The sequence below is a fragment of the Anaerococcus vaginalis ATCC 51170 genome (genome assembly GCF_000163295.1).
GTDB classification, from domain to species: Bacteria; Bacillota; Clostridia; order Tissierellales; family Peptoniphilaceae; genus Anaerococcus; species Anaerococcus vaginalis.
This window is the reverse complement of the sequence record NZ_GG700527.1, coordinates 1625015-1641236: the sequence shown is the minus strand read 5'-3', so window position 1 is coordinate 1641236 and position 16222 is coordinate 1625015. Positions and strand designations below refer to the sequence as shown.

Sequence of the window (16222 nt, the reverse complement as noted above, 5' to 3'; positions counted from 1 at the left end):
GCTAGAAGACTACAAAGAAAGATTTTCAAACATACCAAAAGACGGTTCAGTAGAAGTAAGCTTTAAAAACGAACCAGACTATAGCAAAGTAAGCGAAGCCCCACAAAGAGTGTACCTACAATTCAAAAGCAAAGGAACAAAAGAAGTAGGCGAAGCTTACGTGATGGTAATAGTGAAAAAAGCTGTTAAAAAAGAAAATAGTCAAGATAAATCTTCTAGCAAAAAGGCTATAAAGAAAAAGGAAAATTCTAAAAATAAAATAGAGGAAAAACCTTCTTTAAAACCTTCTGTAAATGAGAAAAAATATCTTGATAAAAATGAATCGAATAAAGATTCTGGTAATAAAGAGTTAGAAAAAACTGAAAAAGAAAATAGTGAAAATGAAAAAGATTCTCTCAAAATTCAAAGCACAAAAAACTCTCAATTGCCCCCTTTAGAAAAAAATAAAGAGGAAATTATCATTGATGAAAGTAAAAATCCTATACAAAAGGAACAATAAGCTTATGAAAATAGAAAGGAGAATAAGATGACTTTAATTACTGGAATTTTGTTTACTATAATTTTTTATAGTTTAACTAAGGATTTGATTAAAAAATATCCTGTCATATTTTATCTAGGAATATATGCTTGGACAGGATTTGTAGTTTATTATTATAATATGGGCTTTGATAGAAATTTCCCTACTTGGTTTAATGAATATTTTATGAAGATATTTTCAAGGGGGATATTTGCTACAGCTTCATTTATGATAGTAATGTTTTTAGGAACTATCACAAAACATAATGATTTTTCAAAAAAATTGATGGCAATTCGTGGAGAAATGTCTATAATGGCAAGCTTATTAGTTTTTAGCCACAATATAATATTTGGTTTGCGTTATTTCCCAATTCTTTTTACAAATCCTAGCTCTATGCCTCAAAGACAATTAATAGCATCAATAATAACAATATTTTTATTGTTGATGCTGATTCCTCTTTTTGTAACTTCTTTTAAGACAATACGTCGCAAAATGAAAGCTAAAAGTTGGAAAAATTTGCAAAAAATGGCATATCCATTTTTCATAGGAATATATATCCACGTTATGGTGTTATATTCTTCGAATTGGAAAGAAAATATGGTAGGAGTGGTTATATATACGCTTATATATTTGGCTTATATAATCCTAAGATTAAGAAAAAGAAATATAAAAATGCAAAAATCATTGGCAAAATAAAGTTAAAAATCCTCAAATGAATTTAATTCATTTGAGGATTTTCTTGTCCTTATTTTATTTGGCACTTAATGAAAATTCTGCAATTTTTTCAAAGTTGCCATCACTTTCTTTTCCAGAATTTTCATTAATTTTTGAACGACTTAGGGTGAAATTAAAAATTCTTCCGTCTTTTATTTCATCTAGGCTTAGGTCTGAGAAATAATTGTTGAAAATAAAGGTTGTTGAGTTTTCATCTCCTATTCTTTCATCTAGAGAAATTTTATTTCCTTTTTCGTCAACTCCTTTTAGTTCATAAACATAGGCTTGATCTAGATTTTTTATTGTTGCTGTAAGGGTCATTGGATTTATTTTCATTAATGAAATTGTGGCGTTTGTTCCTTTTATTTTTAAATTTTCAGCGAAAATTTTGTTCTCTTCGTTTATTGTATTCATTGGGGATTCTATTGAAATTATTTGGATTTTATTTGCATCTGCAAAATATAAATCTACGCTTGCCTTATCTTTTTTTGGAAAAGATTTATCAAAACTTATCATAAGATTTTCTGATGATGTTTTTTTATCTTCTAATAGGCCTTCTCCTCCTGATGAGCTCATAGCTTTATAAGTTTTTCCATCAACTACCACCTTATACAAATATGAATTGTTTTTTGTATTTTCCTCTAAATTTTTTCCATTTCTAAGGGTATTTATAAATATTTTATTATCTTCAAAGGCTATATTTCCTATCACAAATGAATCTTCTCCAACTGTTACTGGTTTATTAATTTCTGCCATATATTTGTAGGAATCAGGACTTGCGCCAAAGGCTTCCATCATAGTTACTTTTATGTCTGTTGTAAATTTTGAAACTTCTGCTTTTACAATTGGAATATTAAGTCCAGCTACTAGGATTAATGCAGCTGCTATTGGCAAAAATTTTTTTGATTTTTTATTTTTTTTGTAGGATTTTGCAGTTTTTATTAATTTTTCTTTTTCAAAGTCGTTTAATTCGATTTTTTCAATTTCAAAATCCATATCATTTATTTTGTCATAGATATTTTTCATAATTTGCTCCTTAAAGTTTTTTTGGCACGGCTTACTTTGTTGTAGAGTCTGTCTTTCGGAATTTTTGTGATTTTTTCTAAATCATCGTATGAATATCCTTCTATAAATAATTTTTTAAAAATCTCCCTATCTTTTTTTGACAATATTTCAAGAATTTTTTCGCTTTCATCATAATTTTCTAGATTTTTATCATAAATAAAACCAGATACATCATCAAGATCAAGGCAGTCGTGTTTTGCTTCTTTTCTAATGGCGTCAATTGCCTTGTATTTGGCAACTCCTGCACACCAATTTTTAAAAGATGACCTAGTAGGATCATAAGAATTTATATTATCCCAAATTCCAAGGAGAGCATCATTTAAAATTTCGTCTAAAATATTTCTCCTATTTCCTATAGTTTTTACAATAACTCCTTTTAATATAGGTCCATAAAGGTTAATGAATTCAATCAAATATTTTTCATCTTTGTTTTTAATTCCTTTTATTAAATTTTTATCATCCATTATTTCCTCCTTTGCCTATATATTCGTGTAAAGTTGAGCAAATCTATCCTTACTTTAAATTATATCTTTAATTTTTTTATAAAAAAACCATCCCGATTTTTTCGAGATGGTTTATAGGTCTTAAAATTTTATTTAAACAAAAGATTAATATCAAAATCTTTTTCTATCATTTTATTATCTAGCATGAATTTTTTGGTTCTTTCAAAGCCTTTTTTATCATCTTCTGTAATTTTTGTTGAAAAATCGTACATTGGATACATATATTCGTAGGCTTTATCATCAAGGTCTAATTCTTTTTTTACAATTTCTTTTGTTTGGTCTTTATTTTTTTCCATAAATTCTGCTATTTCTTTTTGGGCATCATTTATTGCTTTTATTACATCTGGATGATCTTTGGCAAATTTTTCTGAGCTTGCCACACAAATCATAGCATCTATTAAATCTTCTCCGTTTGTAATTTCATAAAGTCCTGCTTCCTTTGCCTTATAAGCTGCAGGTCCTCCCAAAAGTGCTACGTCTAAATTTCCTGAATCAAGAGCAGCGGCTGCATCTGGAATTGACATATTTGAAAATTCTACGTCTTTTTCATTCAAATTTTCTTTTTCTAAATATGCTAAAAGTTCTTGGTGTAAGTTTGTTCCTACAGGGCCTCCGATTTTTTTGCCCTTTAAATCTGATGGATTTTTTATTGAATCATCTTTGGCAAAAAGTGAAAATGCCTTTGGTGCTTTTGAATACATATTTAAAACTTTCAAATCTTGACCGTTTGCCTTTGCAAGAATTGCAGAAGAACCACCAAGCCCATAAAGCAAATCAACATCTCCGCTTGCAAGAGCAGCTGTTTGGTCTGCACCACTTGTGATTTCCTTGTAATTAATTTTTACATTTGGAAGATGTTTTGCAAAAATTTCCTTATTTTTTTCGATAATTGATGGAACATTCAAAGGTGAAGTTACATAAGTCACATTTAATTCGTCGATTGATAATTTTTCCTTTGTATTTGATGAAGGATTTGACATATTAGCATTTGAGATGTTTTCGTTTGATGTATTGTCTTTGTTTGAGCATGATGTAATCGCAAAAACTAAGGCAAAAATTGATAAAATTTTTAAAAATTTATTTTTCATTTTCTTCTCCTATTATTTTTTTAAAATTTTCTCTCAAAATTTCCTTGGAGATTTTTTTATCTTCAAGATTAAAATCAGAAACTATTTTCCCCTTTTTCATTACTATAATTCTTTGACCTAAATTGAGAGCTTCTTCAAGATCGTGGCTTACAAATAAAAATCCAGAATCTTTGATTTTCATATAAGAAATTAATTCTTTTTCAAGATTTTCTTTGCTAATCTCATCAACAGATGCAAAAGGCTCATCCAAAAGCATAAAATTATTTGGAAAAATTATTCCACGAGCAAGGGAAACTCTTGCTTTCATACCGCCAGAAAGCTGAGAAGGGTAGGCGTTTTCAAAGCCCTCAAGGCCGATTATTTTAATCCACTTTTTGCAAAGATTTTCGTTTTGATTTGAAAATAGAATATTTTCTTTGACATTTAGCCATGGCAAAAGTCTTGGATTTTGAAAAACTATGGAAGTTTTTATATCATTTTTAATGATTTTTCCAAAGTCAACTTCCAAAAGTCCTCCAATAGCCTTGATTAAAGTTGATTTTCCACAACCAGAAGGGCCGATTAGGATATTTCTTTTTTGAGGATCTAAAGTTAAATTTATTTTATCCAAAGCCTTTATATTTTTATCGTCGATATTATAAGTTTTACAAAGGTCAATTAGACTTATACCATTCATTTTTAAGATCTCCCTTCAAAAAAAAGCTTGCAAATTTAACAAAAATTTTGTCAGAAATCATTCCAACAAAGCCTATTAGAAAAATCCCCACAAGAACTTTATCAGTCCTAGACATAAGCCTTGAAAAATTTATAAGATAACCAAGGCCTTTTGATGCGGCTATCATTTCCGCTGCAATAATTGACCTATAAGCATAGCCAAGACCAATTCTTGCGCCAACAAAAATATCTTTCAAACTTGATGGCAGGATAATTTTTTTAAAAATTTCCTTATTGTTATAAGAAAAAGCACGGGCCATTTCAATTAAATCAGGCTCTGCTACCATAAAACCCTTTTGAATATTTAAAAAAATAGGGAAAAATGACGCCAAAAAAACTATGGCGATTTTGCTGATTTCTCCAATTCCAAGCCATAAAATCAAGAGGGGAACAAGACCAAGAGGCGGAATACTTTTAAAAAAATTCAAAATATTTGAAAAATATGGGTAAATTTTAGGTTTTAAATAAAAAATCAAAGCCAAAAAAAAGCTTACAAGAAAAGCCAAAAAATATCCAACAAATACTCTAAAAAGGCTTGCAAAAAGATTAGCAAAAATTGAACCATCAACAAGCATAGCACAAAAAGTTTCAAAAACTTTAAAAGGCCCAGGCAAATAAATTGGCGAAAAAAATCCGATTTTATAAATAAATTGCCAAAAAATCAAAATAAGTATAAGTATTGAAAGATTTTTAAAATTAAAGTTAAATTTTTTCATAAAAACTCCCCTAATATTTTACCAGAAAATGATAAAGTTTATCAATAATTATAAGGAAAAATTTTGTAAGAGTATTGATATTTTTTAAAATTAATATCATGAATTACCAAAAAAAATAAAGCAAAGAAAAACCCATACAGACTAATAATCGATATGGGCCAAGTTTCATTTGCTTTTTCTATGAAAAATTATCATAAAAATTTCTTATTCAAATTTCAAAGAATTTATAATATTTTCATTTAAAAGTTGGGTTTTATTTGTATTTTTCAATGGACCTGCAAGGATAATATTTACAAAATAATCTTTGGTTTCAAAGGCTATTTTTTCTCCTTCTAGTGAAAATTGCTCGGTATAAATTCTTACTTTTGATTTTAAAAACAATTTTTCTTTTACCATTTCTTCTTTTACTTCTCCCATCGGGCTTATAAAAGCTGGTGGAATTTGACTGCCTTGACTTTGGGCAAAAGAATTTTTCAAATCAATTGCCTTATCTTTTTTTATTTTTGAAATTATAATTTGATTTATTGTTTTTCCTGAAACTTGATTTTCATAAACGGTCAAAGCGTCGCTTTCTTGGATATTTTTCATATCTTGAGGAATATTAAAAGAAAAATCTCCCATATCAATTTTTTCTGTTGCGTAAAGATTTATATATTTGTCAAAAGATTTGAATGATTTGGCAACCATATTAAAATCTTCACTTTCGGGATAGGTTGTCGATAATAAATCTGCCATTATATAAGGAGAGGCTTGAGATTTTTCCTTATCTTCTACAATTTGAAATTGAAGAAGATTTGTAGGCGTTGCCATAAATATATTTGTGTAAGAAAATTTATTATCTTCAACAATTGAATAATAAGTTTTCTTATAATCGCTTTCAAGTCCAACAGGTTTTTGAACTACATTTGCATTTTCAATTTCCGAATTATATGTTTCTTTGTCAGAAATTTTATAAAGCTCATTTTTTATTTCGTCTTCTGATTTTTTTCCTTCTTCTAATAATTTTTTTATATTAATTGAAAGGTCATAATCATCAGATTTTGGAAAATCAATCACATAAGTATTTTTATTAGAAGTATTAGAATAAACTTTACACCTGTTTGGTATTCTTATATTAAAAGCTTCCAAGAAAATATTTTTGTCGTAATCAAGATTTTTAAGCTCATCTTTTGTATAAGGCTCATTGGAAGAAGTGGAAATATCATTTGGATAATCTCCCATCATTCTTTCAACGTATAAGGAATTATCTCTTTGAAATCCTTCAATATTTTCGTGCTTATATTCTAATCTTTTATTCTTTTCTTTTTCGCTTGAAATACTATTTGCTGATATTTTTTCTTTTATTGTGCTGTCATTAGATTTATTTATATCTTCATCGAAATTTATGCAAGATGAAAAAAGTAATATAAATAAAACAATCAAAATTTTTTTCATACGATCTCCAAATTTTATTTTACCTATTGATTATATCATAAATCCTTAAAAATTAAACAAATAAAAAGATTTTTACGAAAAATTAAAAATTTTAAAAAGGTCTTTAAAAAAGTTCCACTTCTTGGTATGATAAAAATGTAGGAAATTGTTTATTTCCTATTAACTTTAACAAGAGGATTTAAAGGAGAAAAAATGAATAGAGATTTAGGTATCAACTTATGTAGAGTGACAGAGGCAGCAGCTCTTGCCAGTGCAAAATATTTAGGTAAGGGCAAGAAAAACGATTCTGACAATATTGCAGTAGACCAAATGAGAGCAATGTTTAATTATTTGGGAATAAATGGCAGGGTTGTAATCGGAGAAGGAGAAATCGACGAAGCTCCTATGTTATATATAGGTGAAGAAATTGGCGATATGAGCCAAGATGATGTTGTAGATATAGCTGTAGACCCGATAGATGGAACAGCATCTCTTGCAAATGGAACTAGCAATTCAATATCAGTAATTGCAGTTGCACCACAAGGTTGCTTACTAAATGCTCCAGATGTTTATATGAATAAAATTGCCACAGGAAGCAAGGCAAAAGGCGTAATAGATATAAAAAAATCAACAAAAGAAAATATAGAAAATGTAGCAAAAGCTTTAAACAAAAAAGTTTCAGATATTACAGTTTCAGTTTTGCACAGACCAAGACACGAAAAATTAGTTGAAGAAATAAGAGAAGCAGGAGCTAGAATTTCTATGGTAGAAGACGGCGATGTATTAACAGCCATAGCCACAGAATTATCAGATGGAAAAATTGATTTGATAATGGGAATAGGCGGAGCACCAGAAGGAGTTATAGCAGCCGCAGCCCTAAAATGTTTGGGAGGAGATTTCCAAGGAGTATTTGCCCCATCAGATTCAAAACAAGTAAAAAGATGCCTAAAAATGGGAGTAGATTTCGACAAAGTTTACACAATAGACGATTTGGTAAAAGGCGATGACGTATTATTTGCAGCAACAGGAATAACAGATGGAACTTTCCTAAAAGGCGTTTCTTACACAAAAAATAATATGGCAAAAACCCAATCACTACTTCTAAGACTTCCATCAGGAACAATTAGATACATCGACTCTGTCCACAAACTAAATCAAAAACTAGATCAAAAATAAAGACAAAAACGACAAGCTTATAAAAATAAGAAGGATAGATTTTAAAATAAATTGAGATTTCTTGGGGATTATGTAAGTTTTATTTAAAAAAAATAGACTCATAATCCCCAAAAAAATGCACAAAATTTTGGATAAAACAAAATCCTTAATTATTAAATAATTAAAAGCCATAGAAAAATATGTAAAAACAAACAAAGAAAAGTATAGAGCTTTTCTATTATTTTTTATTATATTGAAAATTTTTTTATTAAAAATTTTTGATTTATTAAAAGATTTCATAAAAACTCCTCAAAGTTATTGATAACTGTTATCAATTTTATTATATAAAATCAGAAATTTTTGTCAACAAAGTACATAAAAAAAATAAATTTTTAAAATAGAATAAAAAACAAAGCAAAATTTTATAGAAAATTTTAAATTCAAAAGAATGTATTTAAAAAATTATTTGAAAATAATTATTTAATCTTTTCGAATTTTTCTATAAAAATTGATTAAAATGGGTAATATACATCTATATGGTCAATATGCTATAATTAAACTATATATAGTAGGAGGTGAAGGATGGCAAGCGATGTAATAAACCAAGTTAAAGATGCAGAAATTGCAGCTGACAAACTTGTAGACGATGCCAAAATAAAAGCCAAGGAAATAATTGAATCATCAAAAATCGAGGCTAGTAATTCTTACAAAGAAAAAATCGAAAAGGCAAAAAAAGATGCCAGTGATTTAATCGAAAAAGCAAAGAAAGAAGCAAGCGAAGAAAAGATTCCACTTATTGACAAGGCAAAAGATGAAAGCAAAGATATTTTAGACCAAGATGAGGGAAAAATTGAGGGGCTTTTAAATCTTTTAACAGAAAGGATTGTAAATAATGGCAATAGTTAAAATGGATAAGTTTAATCTTTTCTCTTTTGAAAATAATAGAAAAAGCCTTCTAGATATTTTACAAAAGTTTAACTATGTTCATTTTAACGATCTTGTGGTCGACGATAAGGAAGACTACCTCAAAAAGGTATCTAACCAAGATAATCTTACAAGAATTGATGAAAAAAGATCAAAGCTAGAATATGCAATAAATTCTATAGAGAAATCTTTGGATAAGGAAGAAAAATCTTCCCTAACAAAAAAAGACATGAGTCTTGATAATCTCTACAAAGAAGGCGAAAATTTTAGATTTGATGAAATATATCCTCAACTAAAAGAATACATTGATATAAGGGATAAAAGTCAAGATAAGATTAAAAATTTAAAAGCAGCAAATGAAGAACTAGAAAGCTTTAAGGCTTTGGATTTGGATATAAATTCTATTGAAAACTCACACAGATTTTTCGTAGAAATTGGCTCAATTGCAGATCAGTTTTATAAAGATTTTGACCAAGATTTAGTCAAAAAAGATTTCAAAACTGCCCTAGTTGTAGATCTTTCCAAAAAAAATAGCCTAAATTATCTAATAGCCATATCAAGTCTTGAAGAAGCAAAAGATTTTAGAGAATTTCTAAGAGATCATGGTTTTTCAAAAGCAAATATTAAGACCAAAAAGAAAGTTAGTGAAAAAATAGCTTTAAATCTAGAAGAAATTGAAAATTTAGACAAAAAGCTTAAAGATAGTGAAGAAAAAATTAAGCAAATGAAAATATTTTTGCCAGATTTTTACCTTTACCAAACTTATCTAGAAAATTTAAGAAAAAAAGAAGCAAGTAGCGAATTTTTCATCAAAACAAAAAGAATAGACTTCGTTGAAGGCTATATTCCTCACAATCTAAACGACAAGTTCAAAAAAGATTTGAAGGAAGTTTTGGGAGAAGATTTTGTACTTGATATAAAAGAAGCAGACAAAGATGATCCAGATGTTCCTGTAATTCTTGATAACAACAAGCTTATCAAACCTTACGAATCAGTAGTAGAAACCTACTCACTACCAAAATATAACGAAGTTGATCCAACGCTTTTGGTTTCAATTTTCTATACAATATTTACAGGTTTTATGCTTGGAGATTTGGGATATGGATTAATACTTTTTATTGGAACAATTTTACTTAGAAAATACAAAGATTTGCCAGAGTCAACTGACAAAATGGCAAGACTTTTTACAAGAGTTGGTCTTTCAGGATGTGTATTTGGACTAATATTCGGTTCATTTTTTGGAGGAATTATTCCACTACCAGGTCTAATTGATACACAAAAAGATTTCAACACCCTAATGGTTATTTCACTTATAATCGGTGGCATATCATTATTTACAGCTTTGGGCGTAAAAGCCTATATGCTAATTCGTGATGGCGATCCACTAGGTGCAATATTTGATGTATTATTGTGGTATATGGCAGTAGGTGGAGCTATAGCCTTATATTTACTTGATGGATCAGGAAAAAATGTTGCAAAAATAATAATGATTATAGGTATGATAGGCATAGTTCTTACAGGAGGACGTGAAAATAAATCTGTTGGAGGAAAAGTTGCAGGAGGTTTATATTCTTTATATGGTATGAGTTCTTGGATTGGAGATTTTGTATCATTTTTAAGACTTATGGCGCTTGTTCTTTCAGGAGGATTTGTAGCTTATTCAGTAAACTTGATTGTAGGAATGTTGTGGCCAGCGGGAATTTTAGGAAAGATAGGAGCTATTATAGTTTTTGTAATTTTCCAATTATTTAACTTATTCCTATCAACCCTATCAGCATACGTTCACTCCCTAAGACTTGTTTATGTAGAAATGTTTAACAAGTTCTATGAAGGTGGCGGCAAGAAATTTAGACAAATGATAGAAAATAGTAAATTTATAAATATAATCACAGGAGGATACAATGGTTGATTTTTTAGTTGAAAACGGTGGAAAGATAATGGGAGCAGTTGCTGTTGCTATAGCAGTATTCTTATCAGGAATGGGATCTGCCAAAGGAACAGGAATGACAGGAGAAGCAGCTGCGGGCTTAACTGTAGAAGAACCACAAAAATTTGGTAAGGCACTTGTACTACAACTTTTACCAGGTACACAAGGACTTTACGGCTTTGTAATAGGATTTATGATTTTAGGAAAATTAGGTGGAGATCTTAATTTCCAACAAGGACTTTATTATATCTTCGCAGCTCTTCCAATTGGAGTAGTAGGATATTTCTCAGCAATAGCTCAAGCAAAAGTAGCAGTATCAGGTATGAATATACTTGCAAAAAACGAAGATAATTTCGTACAAGGAATAGTTTATGCAGTAATGGTTGAGTTATATGCAATCTTAGGATTTGTAATTTCCCTACTTCTAGTAAACAATATATAAGGCTTTATTATGAACAATCTTGATTTATTATTAGATAGAATAAAAGAAGACGGCAAAAAAGAAGCCGATCATATCCTATCTAATGGTCAAAAAAGAAAAGAAGAAATAATAAAAGAATCAGAAGAAAAAGCCCAAAAAGAAGTTTCAAAAATTATAGAAAATGCCAAAAAAGAAGCAAAAAGAATAAAAGAAAATTCAAAAGTAACTGCAAATAGACAGGCAAGAGATATAAAAATTGAAGCAAAAAATCAAGTTGTAGAAGAAGTTTTAGAAAAATTAATTGAAAAATTAGAAAAACTTGGACCAAATTCTTACAAAGATTTTGTCCTAAATAGACTCAAAGATTCAAAAATCGAAAAAGGCGAAATTCTTTTACAAAAAGATATGAAATTTCATTTCAAAGAAGAAGATTTTAATGGGCTTAAAGTATCAAATGAAAGCGTAGAAGGTGGATTTGTTGTAAAAAACGGAAAAATTTCCTACGACAATACCTACAAGTCTTTGGTAAACTTTGAAAAAGATTCTTTAGAAAAAATTATAGTTGATGAAATATTTAAGTGAGGTGATTTAGATGGATAGAGAAAAATTTATCCGCCCATCCATTACTACAAGAGTATACGAAAAAAATCTCCTTACTTCAGAAAATTTAAAAAGGCTAATAGATACAGATAACCTAAATGAGGCTATATCATCCTTAAACGATACAAAATATGGCGAGCTTTTACAAAAATTAGATAGAGCTGAGGATTATGAAAAAGTCCTATCTCAAATGCTTATAAATTCATATAAAGATATGATAAAAATAAGCCCTGACGAAAACTTGGTAAAATATTTGGAAGAAAAATATAATTTCCATAATTTGAAAGTTTTATTAAAAGAGCTTATCCAAGATGAGGACTATAAGTCTATCTACATTGATATAGGAAAAATTGACCTTGTAAAAATAAAGAGAAATCTCAAAGAAGACATAAATCAAAATGACAAGTATTTTTCTTATGCAAAAAAAGCCCTAGACCTTTATAAAGAAAACAAGGATCCTCAAGATATAGACTTATCTTTGGATAAAGATTTTTATGAAAAACTTTTAGAAGATAGCGAAAATCTAGAATACGAAAGTTTAATAAAATTTACCAAAGAAAGAATTGACCTTACAAATTTAAAAACACTTTTAAGAATTAAAGGTCAAGACCAAAGTGTAGACTTATTAGAAAAAGCCCTAATAGATGGAGGAAACATTGAAAAAAATCTCTTTAGAGATTCACTAAATGCAGAAAAAACTTCATATTCAAATCTATTTTTCAAAGAAAAAATTTACCCACAAGTAAAAAATGCTTTGGAAGATGATGATTTATATAGGGCTATGCAAAAAATAGAAAAAATAATCGATAATCACTTGATGGATTTTGCAAAAGAAAGCAAAAAAGTAAGCTATGGTCCTGAGGTTATTATGGGATATCTTATAAGTCGTGAAATGGAAATTAAAAACTTGAGAATTATCCTAACAGCCAAATTAAATTCACTTTCTCGTGAATTTATGGAAGAAAGGTTGCGTGATTTGTATGTATAGGGTAGCCGTAATAGGAGATAAAGATTCTGTCCTAATGTTTAAGGCATTGGGAGTTGACGTATATACAGCAGTAGATGGAGAAGATGCAAAAAAACTTGTAAATAAACTTGCCCAAGAAGATGTGGGAATAATATTTATTACAGAAGATTTTGCAGCAAAAATCCAAGATACTATAGACAAATACAGAGAAAAAATGACTCCAGCAATTATACTTATACCATCCAACAAAGAAGATCTTGGACTTGGAATGGCAGATATAAATAAGAGTGTAGAAAAAGCTGTTGGAGCTAACATTTTGAACTAAAAGGAGACCAAATTTGAATAAAGGTAAAATCACAAGAGTATCAGGTCCACTTGTAGAAGCAAAGGGATTATCTGATGCTAATATCTATGATGTGGTCGAAGTTTCAAAAGATAAGCTCATCGGAGAAATTATAGAGATGAGAGGGGATGTTGCAAATATTCAAGTTTACGAAGAAACAACTGGAATTGGACCTGGAGATGAAGTAGTCTCAACAGGAGCTCCATTATCAGTTGAACTTGGACCGGGACTACTTGAAAGAATGTATGACGGAATCCAAAGACCACTTGAAAAACTTGAATTATTGGCAGGAGAATTCCTAAAAAGAGGAGTTACAGCCCCACCACTAAATAGAGAAAAATTATGGGAATTTAAAGCGGAAAAAGAAGTTGGCGATGAAGTAATCCCTGGAGATATTCTAGGAAGTGTTGATGAAACTTCAGTAATTAACCATAAAATTATGGTGCCAAATGGAGTTAAAGGAAAAGTTAAAGAAATAAAGGATGGAGAATTTACAGTTGATCAAACAGTTGCTGTAATTGAAACAGAAAATGGCGATAAAGAATTAAATATGATTCAAAAATGGCCAGTAAGATCTCCAAGACCATTTAATAGAAAACTTGATCCAGACACACCACTTATAACAGGACAAAGAGTTATTGATACATTTTTCCCAGTTGCAAAAGGTGGAGCTGCATCAATCCCAGGCCCATTTGGATCAGGAAAAACAGTTATCCAACACCAAATTGCAAAATACGCTGATGCTGACGTTGTAATTTATGTAGGTTGTGGAGAGCGTGGAAACGAGATGACTGACGTACTTGACGAATTTCCAGAACTAATCGATCCAAAAACTGGCGAATCAATTATGAAAAGAACTGTACTTATAGCAAACACATCAAATATGCCAGTTGCAGCCAGAGAAGCTAGCGTTTATACAGGAATTACCATGGCAGAATATTACAGAGATATGGGATATTCAGTTGCCCTAATGGCAGATTCTACATCAAGATGGGCAGAGGCCCTTCGTGAGATGAGTGGACGTTTAGAAGAGATGCCAGGAGACGAAGGATTCCCAGCTTATCTTGCAAGCCGTATAGCAGATTTCTACGAAAGAAGTGGAAAAGTTATAGTAAATGGACAAGTAGAAAAAGAAGGATCACTTTCAGTAATAGGAGCAGTTTCTCCTCCAGGTGGAGACTTATCTGAACCTGTAACCCAAGCAACACTTCGTATAGTAAAAGTATTCTGGGGACTTGATTATGATTTGTCTTACCAAAGACACTTCCCAGCTATAAACTGGCTAAATTCTTACTCACTCTACCAAGACAAGATGGATTCATATATAGACAAGACTGTTGATGAAAAATTCTCAAAAAACAGGATGAGAGCAATGAGTCTTCTTCAACAAGAATCATCCCTACAAGAAATTGTAAGATTAATCGGTCGTGATGGACTAAGTGATGACGATAAATTAAAACTTGATGTAACAAAATCACTAAGAGAAGATTTCTTGCAACAAAATGCCTTCCACGAAACAGATGCTTTCTGTCCAATGGAAAAACAAGACTTAATGCTTGATACAATTCTTTATTTCTATGACAAAAGTTTAGAAGCTTTATCTGATGGGGCAAATCTTGATAGACTTGAAGAGCTTGAAGTAAAAGAAAAAATCACAAGATTAAAATTGATAAAAGATGAAAACTTGGAAGAATTTGACCAAGTTAAAGAACAAATAGACAAAGAATGCAAAGAAGCTGTAGCAAAGGGGGAGGATGAATAATGCTAAAAGAATATAAAAGCGTATCAGAAGTAGTTGGACCCCTAATGCTTGTCGAAGATGTTAGTGGAGTTGATTATGAAGAGCTAGTTGATATAGAACTTCAAACAGGAGAAAGAAGAAGAGGAAGAGTAATAGAAATTGACGAAAACAATGCTGTTGTTCAACTTTTTGAAGGATCTTCTGGAATTAACTTAAAATCAACATCAGTAAGATTTTTAGGTAGACCACTAGAACTTGGCGTAAGCGAAGATATGATTGGAAGAACTTTTGATGGACTAGGAAGACCAATCGATGATGGTCCATCAATTATTCCTGAAGAAAAAAGAGATGTAAACGGAGTTGCAATAAATCCTGTAAGCCGTGATTATCCATCAGAATTTATCCAAACAGGGGTATCAACAATCGACGGATTAAATACCCTTGTTCGTGGACAAAAACTTCCAATATTTTCAGGCTCAGGACTTCCACACAATAAATTTGCAGCCCAAATCGCAAGACAAGCAAAAGTTTTAAATGACAGCGAAGACTTTGCCGTTGTTTTTGCAGCTATAGGAATTACATTTGAAGAAGCTCAATTTTTTAGACAAGATTTTGAAAAAACAGGAGCTTTGGATAGGTCAGTAATGTTTATAAACCTTGCAGATGACCCTGCAATTGAGCGTTTATCAACACCAAAAATGGCCCTTACAGCAGCAGAATATTTGGCTTTTGAAAAAGGCATGCAAGTTTTGGTTATCATGACAGATATGACAAACTATGCAGAAGCCCTTCGTGAGGTTTCAGCAGCAAGAAAAGAAGTACCGGGCCGTCGTGGTTACCCAGGATATCTTTATACAGACCTTGCAACCCTTTATGAAAGAGCTGGAAAATTAAAAGGAAAACCAGGTACAATTACCCAAATTCCAATTTTAACCATGCCAGAAAATGATATAACCCACCCAATCCCAGATTTGACAGGCTATATCACAGAAGGACAAATTATTTTATCAAACGAATTGTATAACCAAGGAGTAAACCCACCAGTTTCAATTCTTCCATCCCTATCAAGGCTTAAGGATAAGGGAATTGGTGAAGGAAAAACAAGAGAAGACCATGCGGATACCATGAACCAAATTTATGCAGCTTATGCATCCGGAGTTGACGCAAGAGAGCTTCAAAAAATCCTTGGAGATTCTGCCCTTTCAAAAGCTGACCTTGCCTTTGCAGAATTTGCAAAACAATTTGAAGAAAAATATATAAATCAAGGATTCTACACAAATAGATCCATAGAAGATACCCTAAATCTTGGTTGGGAATTATTAAAAATAATACCAAAATCTGAACTAAAGAGAATCGATGACGAATTAATCGATAAATATTTGGATAAAGACGAAAACAAAAAGGAGTCTTAGGC

At 30.5% G+C, this 16222-nt stretch carries 16 protein-coding genes and 1 pseudogene; 11 read left to right on the top strand and 6 right to left on the bottom strand.

The annotated features are described in order from the left end of the window. Nucleotides 1-499: pseudogene (locus HMPREF0078_RS07660) on the top strand (FMN-binding protein); the annotation flags it as partial. A gap of 27 nt (nucleotides 500-526) precedes the next feature. Beyond that, nucleotides 527-1213 carry a ferric reductase-like transmembrane domain-containing protein gene (locus tag HMPREF0078_RS07655; RefSeq protein ID WP_004839577.1) on the top strand — a complete coding sequence of 229 codons (687 nt, stop codon included), beginning with the start codon at nucleotides 527-529 and terminating at the stop codon, nucleotides 1211-1213. 54 nt (nucleotides 1214-1267) lie between these two features. Here the strand turns inward: HMPREF0078_RS07655 and HMPREF0078_RS07650 are convergent, their stop codons facing one another. The 6 genes from HMPREF0078_RS07650 to HMPREF0078_RS07625 form a co-directional block, all read right to left on the bottom strand. Continuing rightward, the gene (locus HMPREF0078_RS07650) at nucleotides 1268-2257 is read right to left on the bottom strand and encodes a hypothetical protein (protein ID WP_004839576.1); all 990 of its coding nucleotides are present in this window, start codon (nucleotides 2255-2257) and stop codon (nucleotides 1268-1270) included. Next, nucleotides 2254-2760, bottom strand: a complete 507-nt coding sequence (locus HMPREF0078_RS07645) for a sigma-70 family RNA polymerase sigma factor (RefSeq protein WP_004839575.1) — start codon at nucleotides 2758-2760, stop codon at nucleotides 2254-2256. Before HMPREF0078_RS07645 ends, HMPREF0078_RS07650 begins: the two co-directional genes overlap by 4 nt. A gap of 128 nt (nucleotides 2761-2888) precedes the next feature. Continuing rightward, nucleotides 2889-3887: an ABC transporter substrate-binding protein gene (locus HMPREF0078_RS07640; RefSeq protein ID WP_004839574.1), complete on the bottom strand. Its 999-nt coding sequence runs from the start codon at nucleotides 3885-3887 to the stop codon at nucleotides 2889-2891. Then, the gene (locus HMPREF0078_RS07635) at nucleotides 3877-4563 is read right to left on the bottom strand and encodes an ABC transporter ATP-binding protein (RefSeq protein ID WP_004839573.1); all 687 of its coding nucleotides are present in this window, start codon (nucleotides 4561-4563) and stop codon (nucleotides 3877-3879) included. The genes HMPREF0078_RS07640 and HMPREF0078_RS07635 overlap by 11 nt, the downstream gene beginning before the upstream one ends. Continuing rightward, nucleotides 4541-5317: an ABC transporter permease gene (locus HMPREF0078_RS07630; protein ID WP_004839572.1), complete on the bottom strand. Its 777-nt coding sequence runs from the start codon at nucleotides 5315-5317 to the stop codon at nucleotides 4541-4543. The genes HMPREF0078_RS07635 and HMPREF0078_RS07630 overlap by 23 nt, the downstream gene beginning before the upstream one ends. A gap of 204 nt (nucleotides 5318-5521) precedes the next feature. Continuing rightward, nucleotides 5522-6751, bottom strand: coding sequence for a hypothetical protein (locus tag HMPREF0078_RS07625; RefSeq protein WP_004839571.1), 1230 nt, complete (start codon nucleotides 6749-6751; stop codon nucleotides 5522-5524). A gap of 192 nt (nucleotides 6752-6943) precedes the next feature. Between HMPREF0078_RS07625 and glpX the strand changes: the two genes are divergently transcribed. From glpX to HMPREF0078_RS07575, 9 genes are all read left to right on the top strand, one after another. Then, nucleotides 6944-7906, top strand: coding sequence for a class II fructose-bisphosphatase (glpX, locus tag HMPREF0078_RS07620; protein ID WP_004839570.1), 963 nt, complete (start codon nucleotides 6944-6946; stop codon nucleotides 7904-7906). A 561-nt stretch (nucleotides 7907-8467) separates the two neighbouring features. Beyond that, nucleotides 8468-8791: a V-type ATP synthase subunit H gene (locus HMPREF0078_RS07610; protein ID WP_004839568.1), complete on the top strand. Its 324-nt coding sequence runs from the start codon at nucleotides 8468-8470 to the stop codon at nucleotides 8789-8791. Further along, nucleotides 8778-10718: a V-type ATP synthase subunit I gene (locus HMPREF0078_RS07605; RefSeq protein ID WP_004839567.1), complete on the top strand. Its 1941-nt coding sequence runs from the start codon at nucleotides 8778-8780 to the stop codon at nucleotides 10716-10718. Before HMPREF0078_RS07610 ends, HMPREF0078_RS07605 begins: the two co-directional genes overlap by 14 nt. Next, nucleotides 10711-11178: a V-type ATP synthase subunit K gene (locus HMPREF0078_RS07600; protein ID WP_004839566.1), complete on the top strand. Its 468-nt coding sequence runs from the start codon at nucleotides 10711-10713 to the stop codon at nucleotides 11176-11178. Before HMPREF0078_RS07605 ends, HMPREF0078_RS07600 begins: the two co-directional genes overlap by 8 nt. Nucleotides 11179-11187: 9 nt before the next feature. Continuing rightward, nucleotides 11188-11739: a V-type ATP synthase subunit E gene (locus HMPREF0078_RS07595; protein ID WP_004839565.1), complete on the top strand. Its 552-nt coding sequence runs from the start codon at nucleotides 11188-11190 to the stop codon at nucleotides 11737-11739. 10 nt (nucleotides 11740-11749) lie between these two features. Beyond that, nucleotides 11750-12745 carry a V-type ATP synthase subunit C gene (locus HMPREF0078_RS07590; RefSeq protein WP_004839564.1) on the top strand — a complete coding sequence of 332 codons (996 nt, stop codon included), beginning with the start codon at nucleotides 11750-11752 and terminating at the stop codon, nucleotides 12743-12745. Next, nucleotides 12738-13049 carry a V-type ATP synthase subunit F gene (locus tag HMPREF0078_RS07585; protein WP_004839563.1) on the top strand — a complete coding sequence of 104 codons (312 nt, stop codon included), beginning with the start codon at nucleotides 12738-12740 and terminating at the stop codon, nucleotides 13047-13049. Before HMPREF0078_RS07590 ends, HMPREF0078_RS07585 begins: the two co-directional genes overlap by 8 nt. A gap of 13 nt (nucleotides 13050-13062) precedes the next feature. After that, nucleotides 13063-14829, top strand: a complete 1767-nt coding sequence (locus HMPREF0078_RS07580) for a V-type ATP synthase subunit A (protein WP_004839562.1) — start codon at nucleotides 13063-13065, stop codon at nucleotides 14827-14829. Beyond that, the gene (locus HMPREF0078_RS07575; RefSeq protein WP_004839561.1) at nucleotides 14829-16220 is read left to right on the top strand and encodes a V-type ATP synthase subunit B; all 1392 of its coding nucleotides are present in this window, start codon (nucleotides 14829-14831) and stop codon (nucleotides 16218-16220) included. The genes HMPREF0078_RS07580 and HMPREF0078_RS07575 overlap by 1 nt, the downstream gene beginning before the upstream one ends. The last annotated feature ends 2 nt before the right edge of the window (nucleotides 16221-16222 follow it).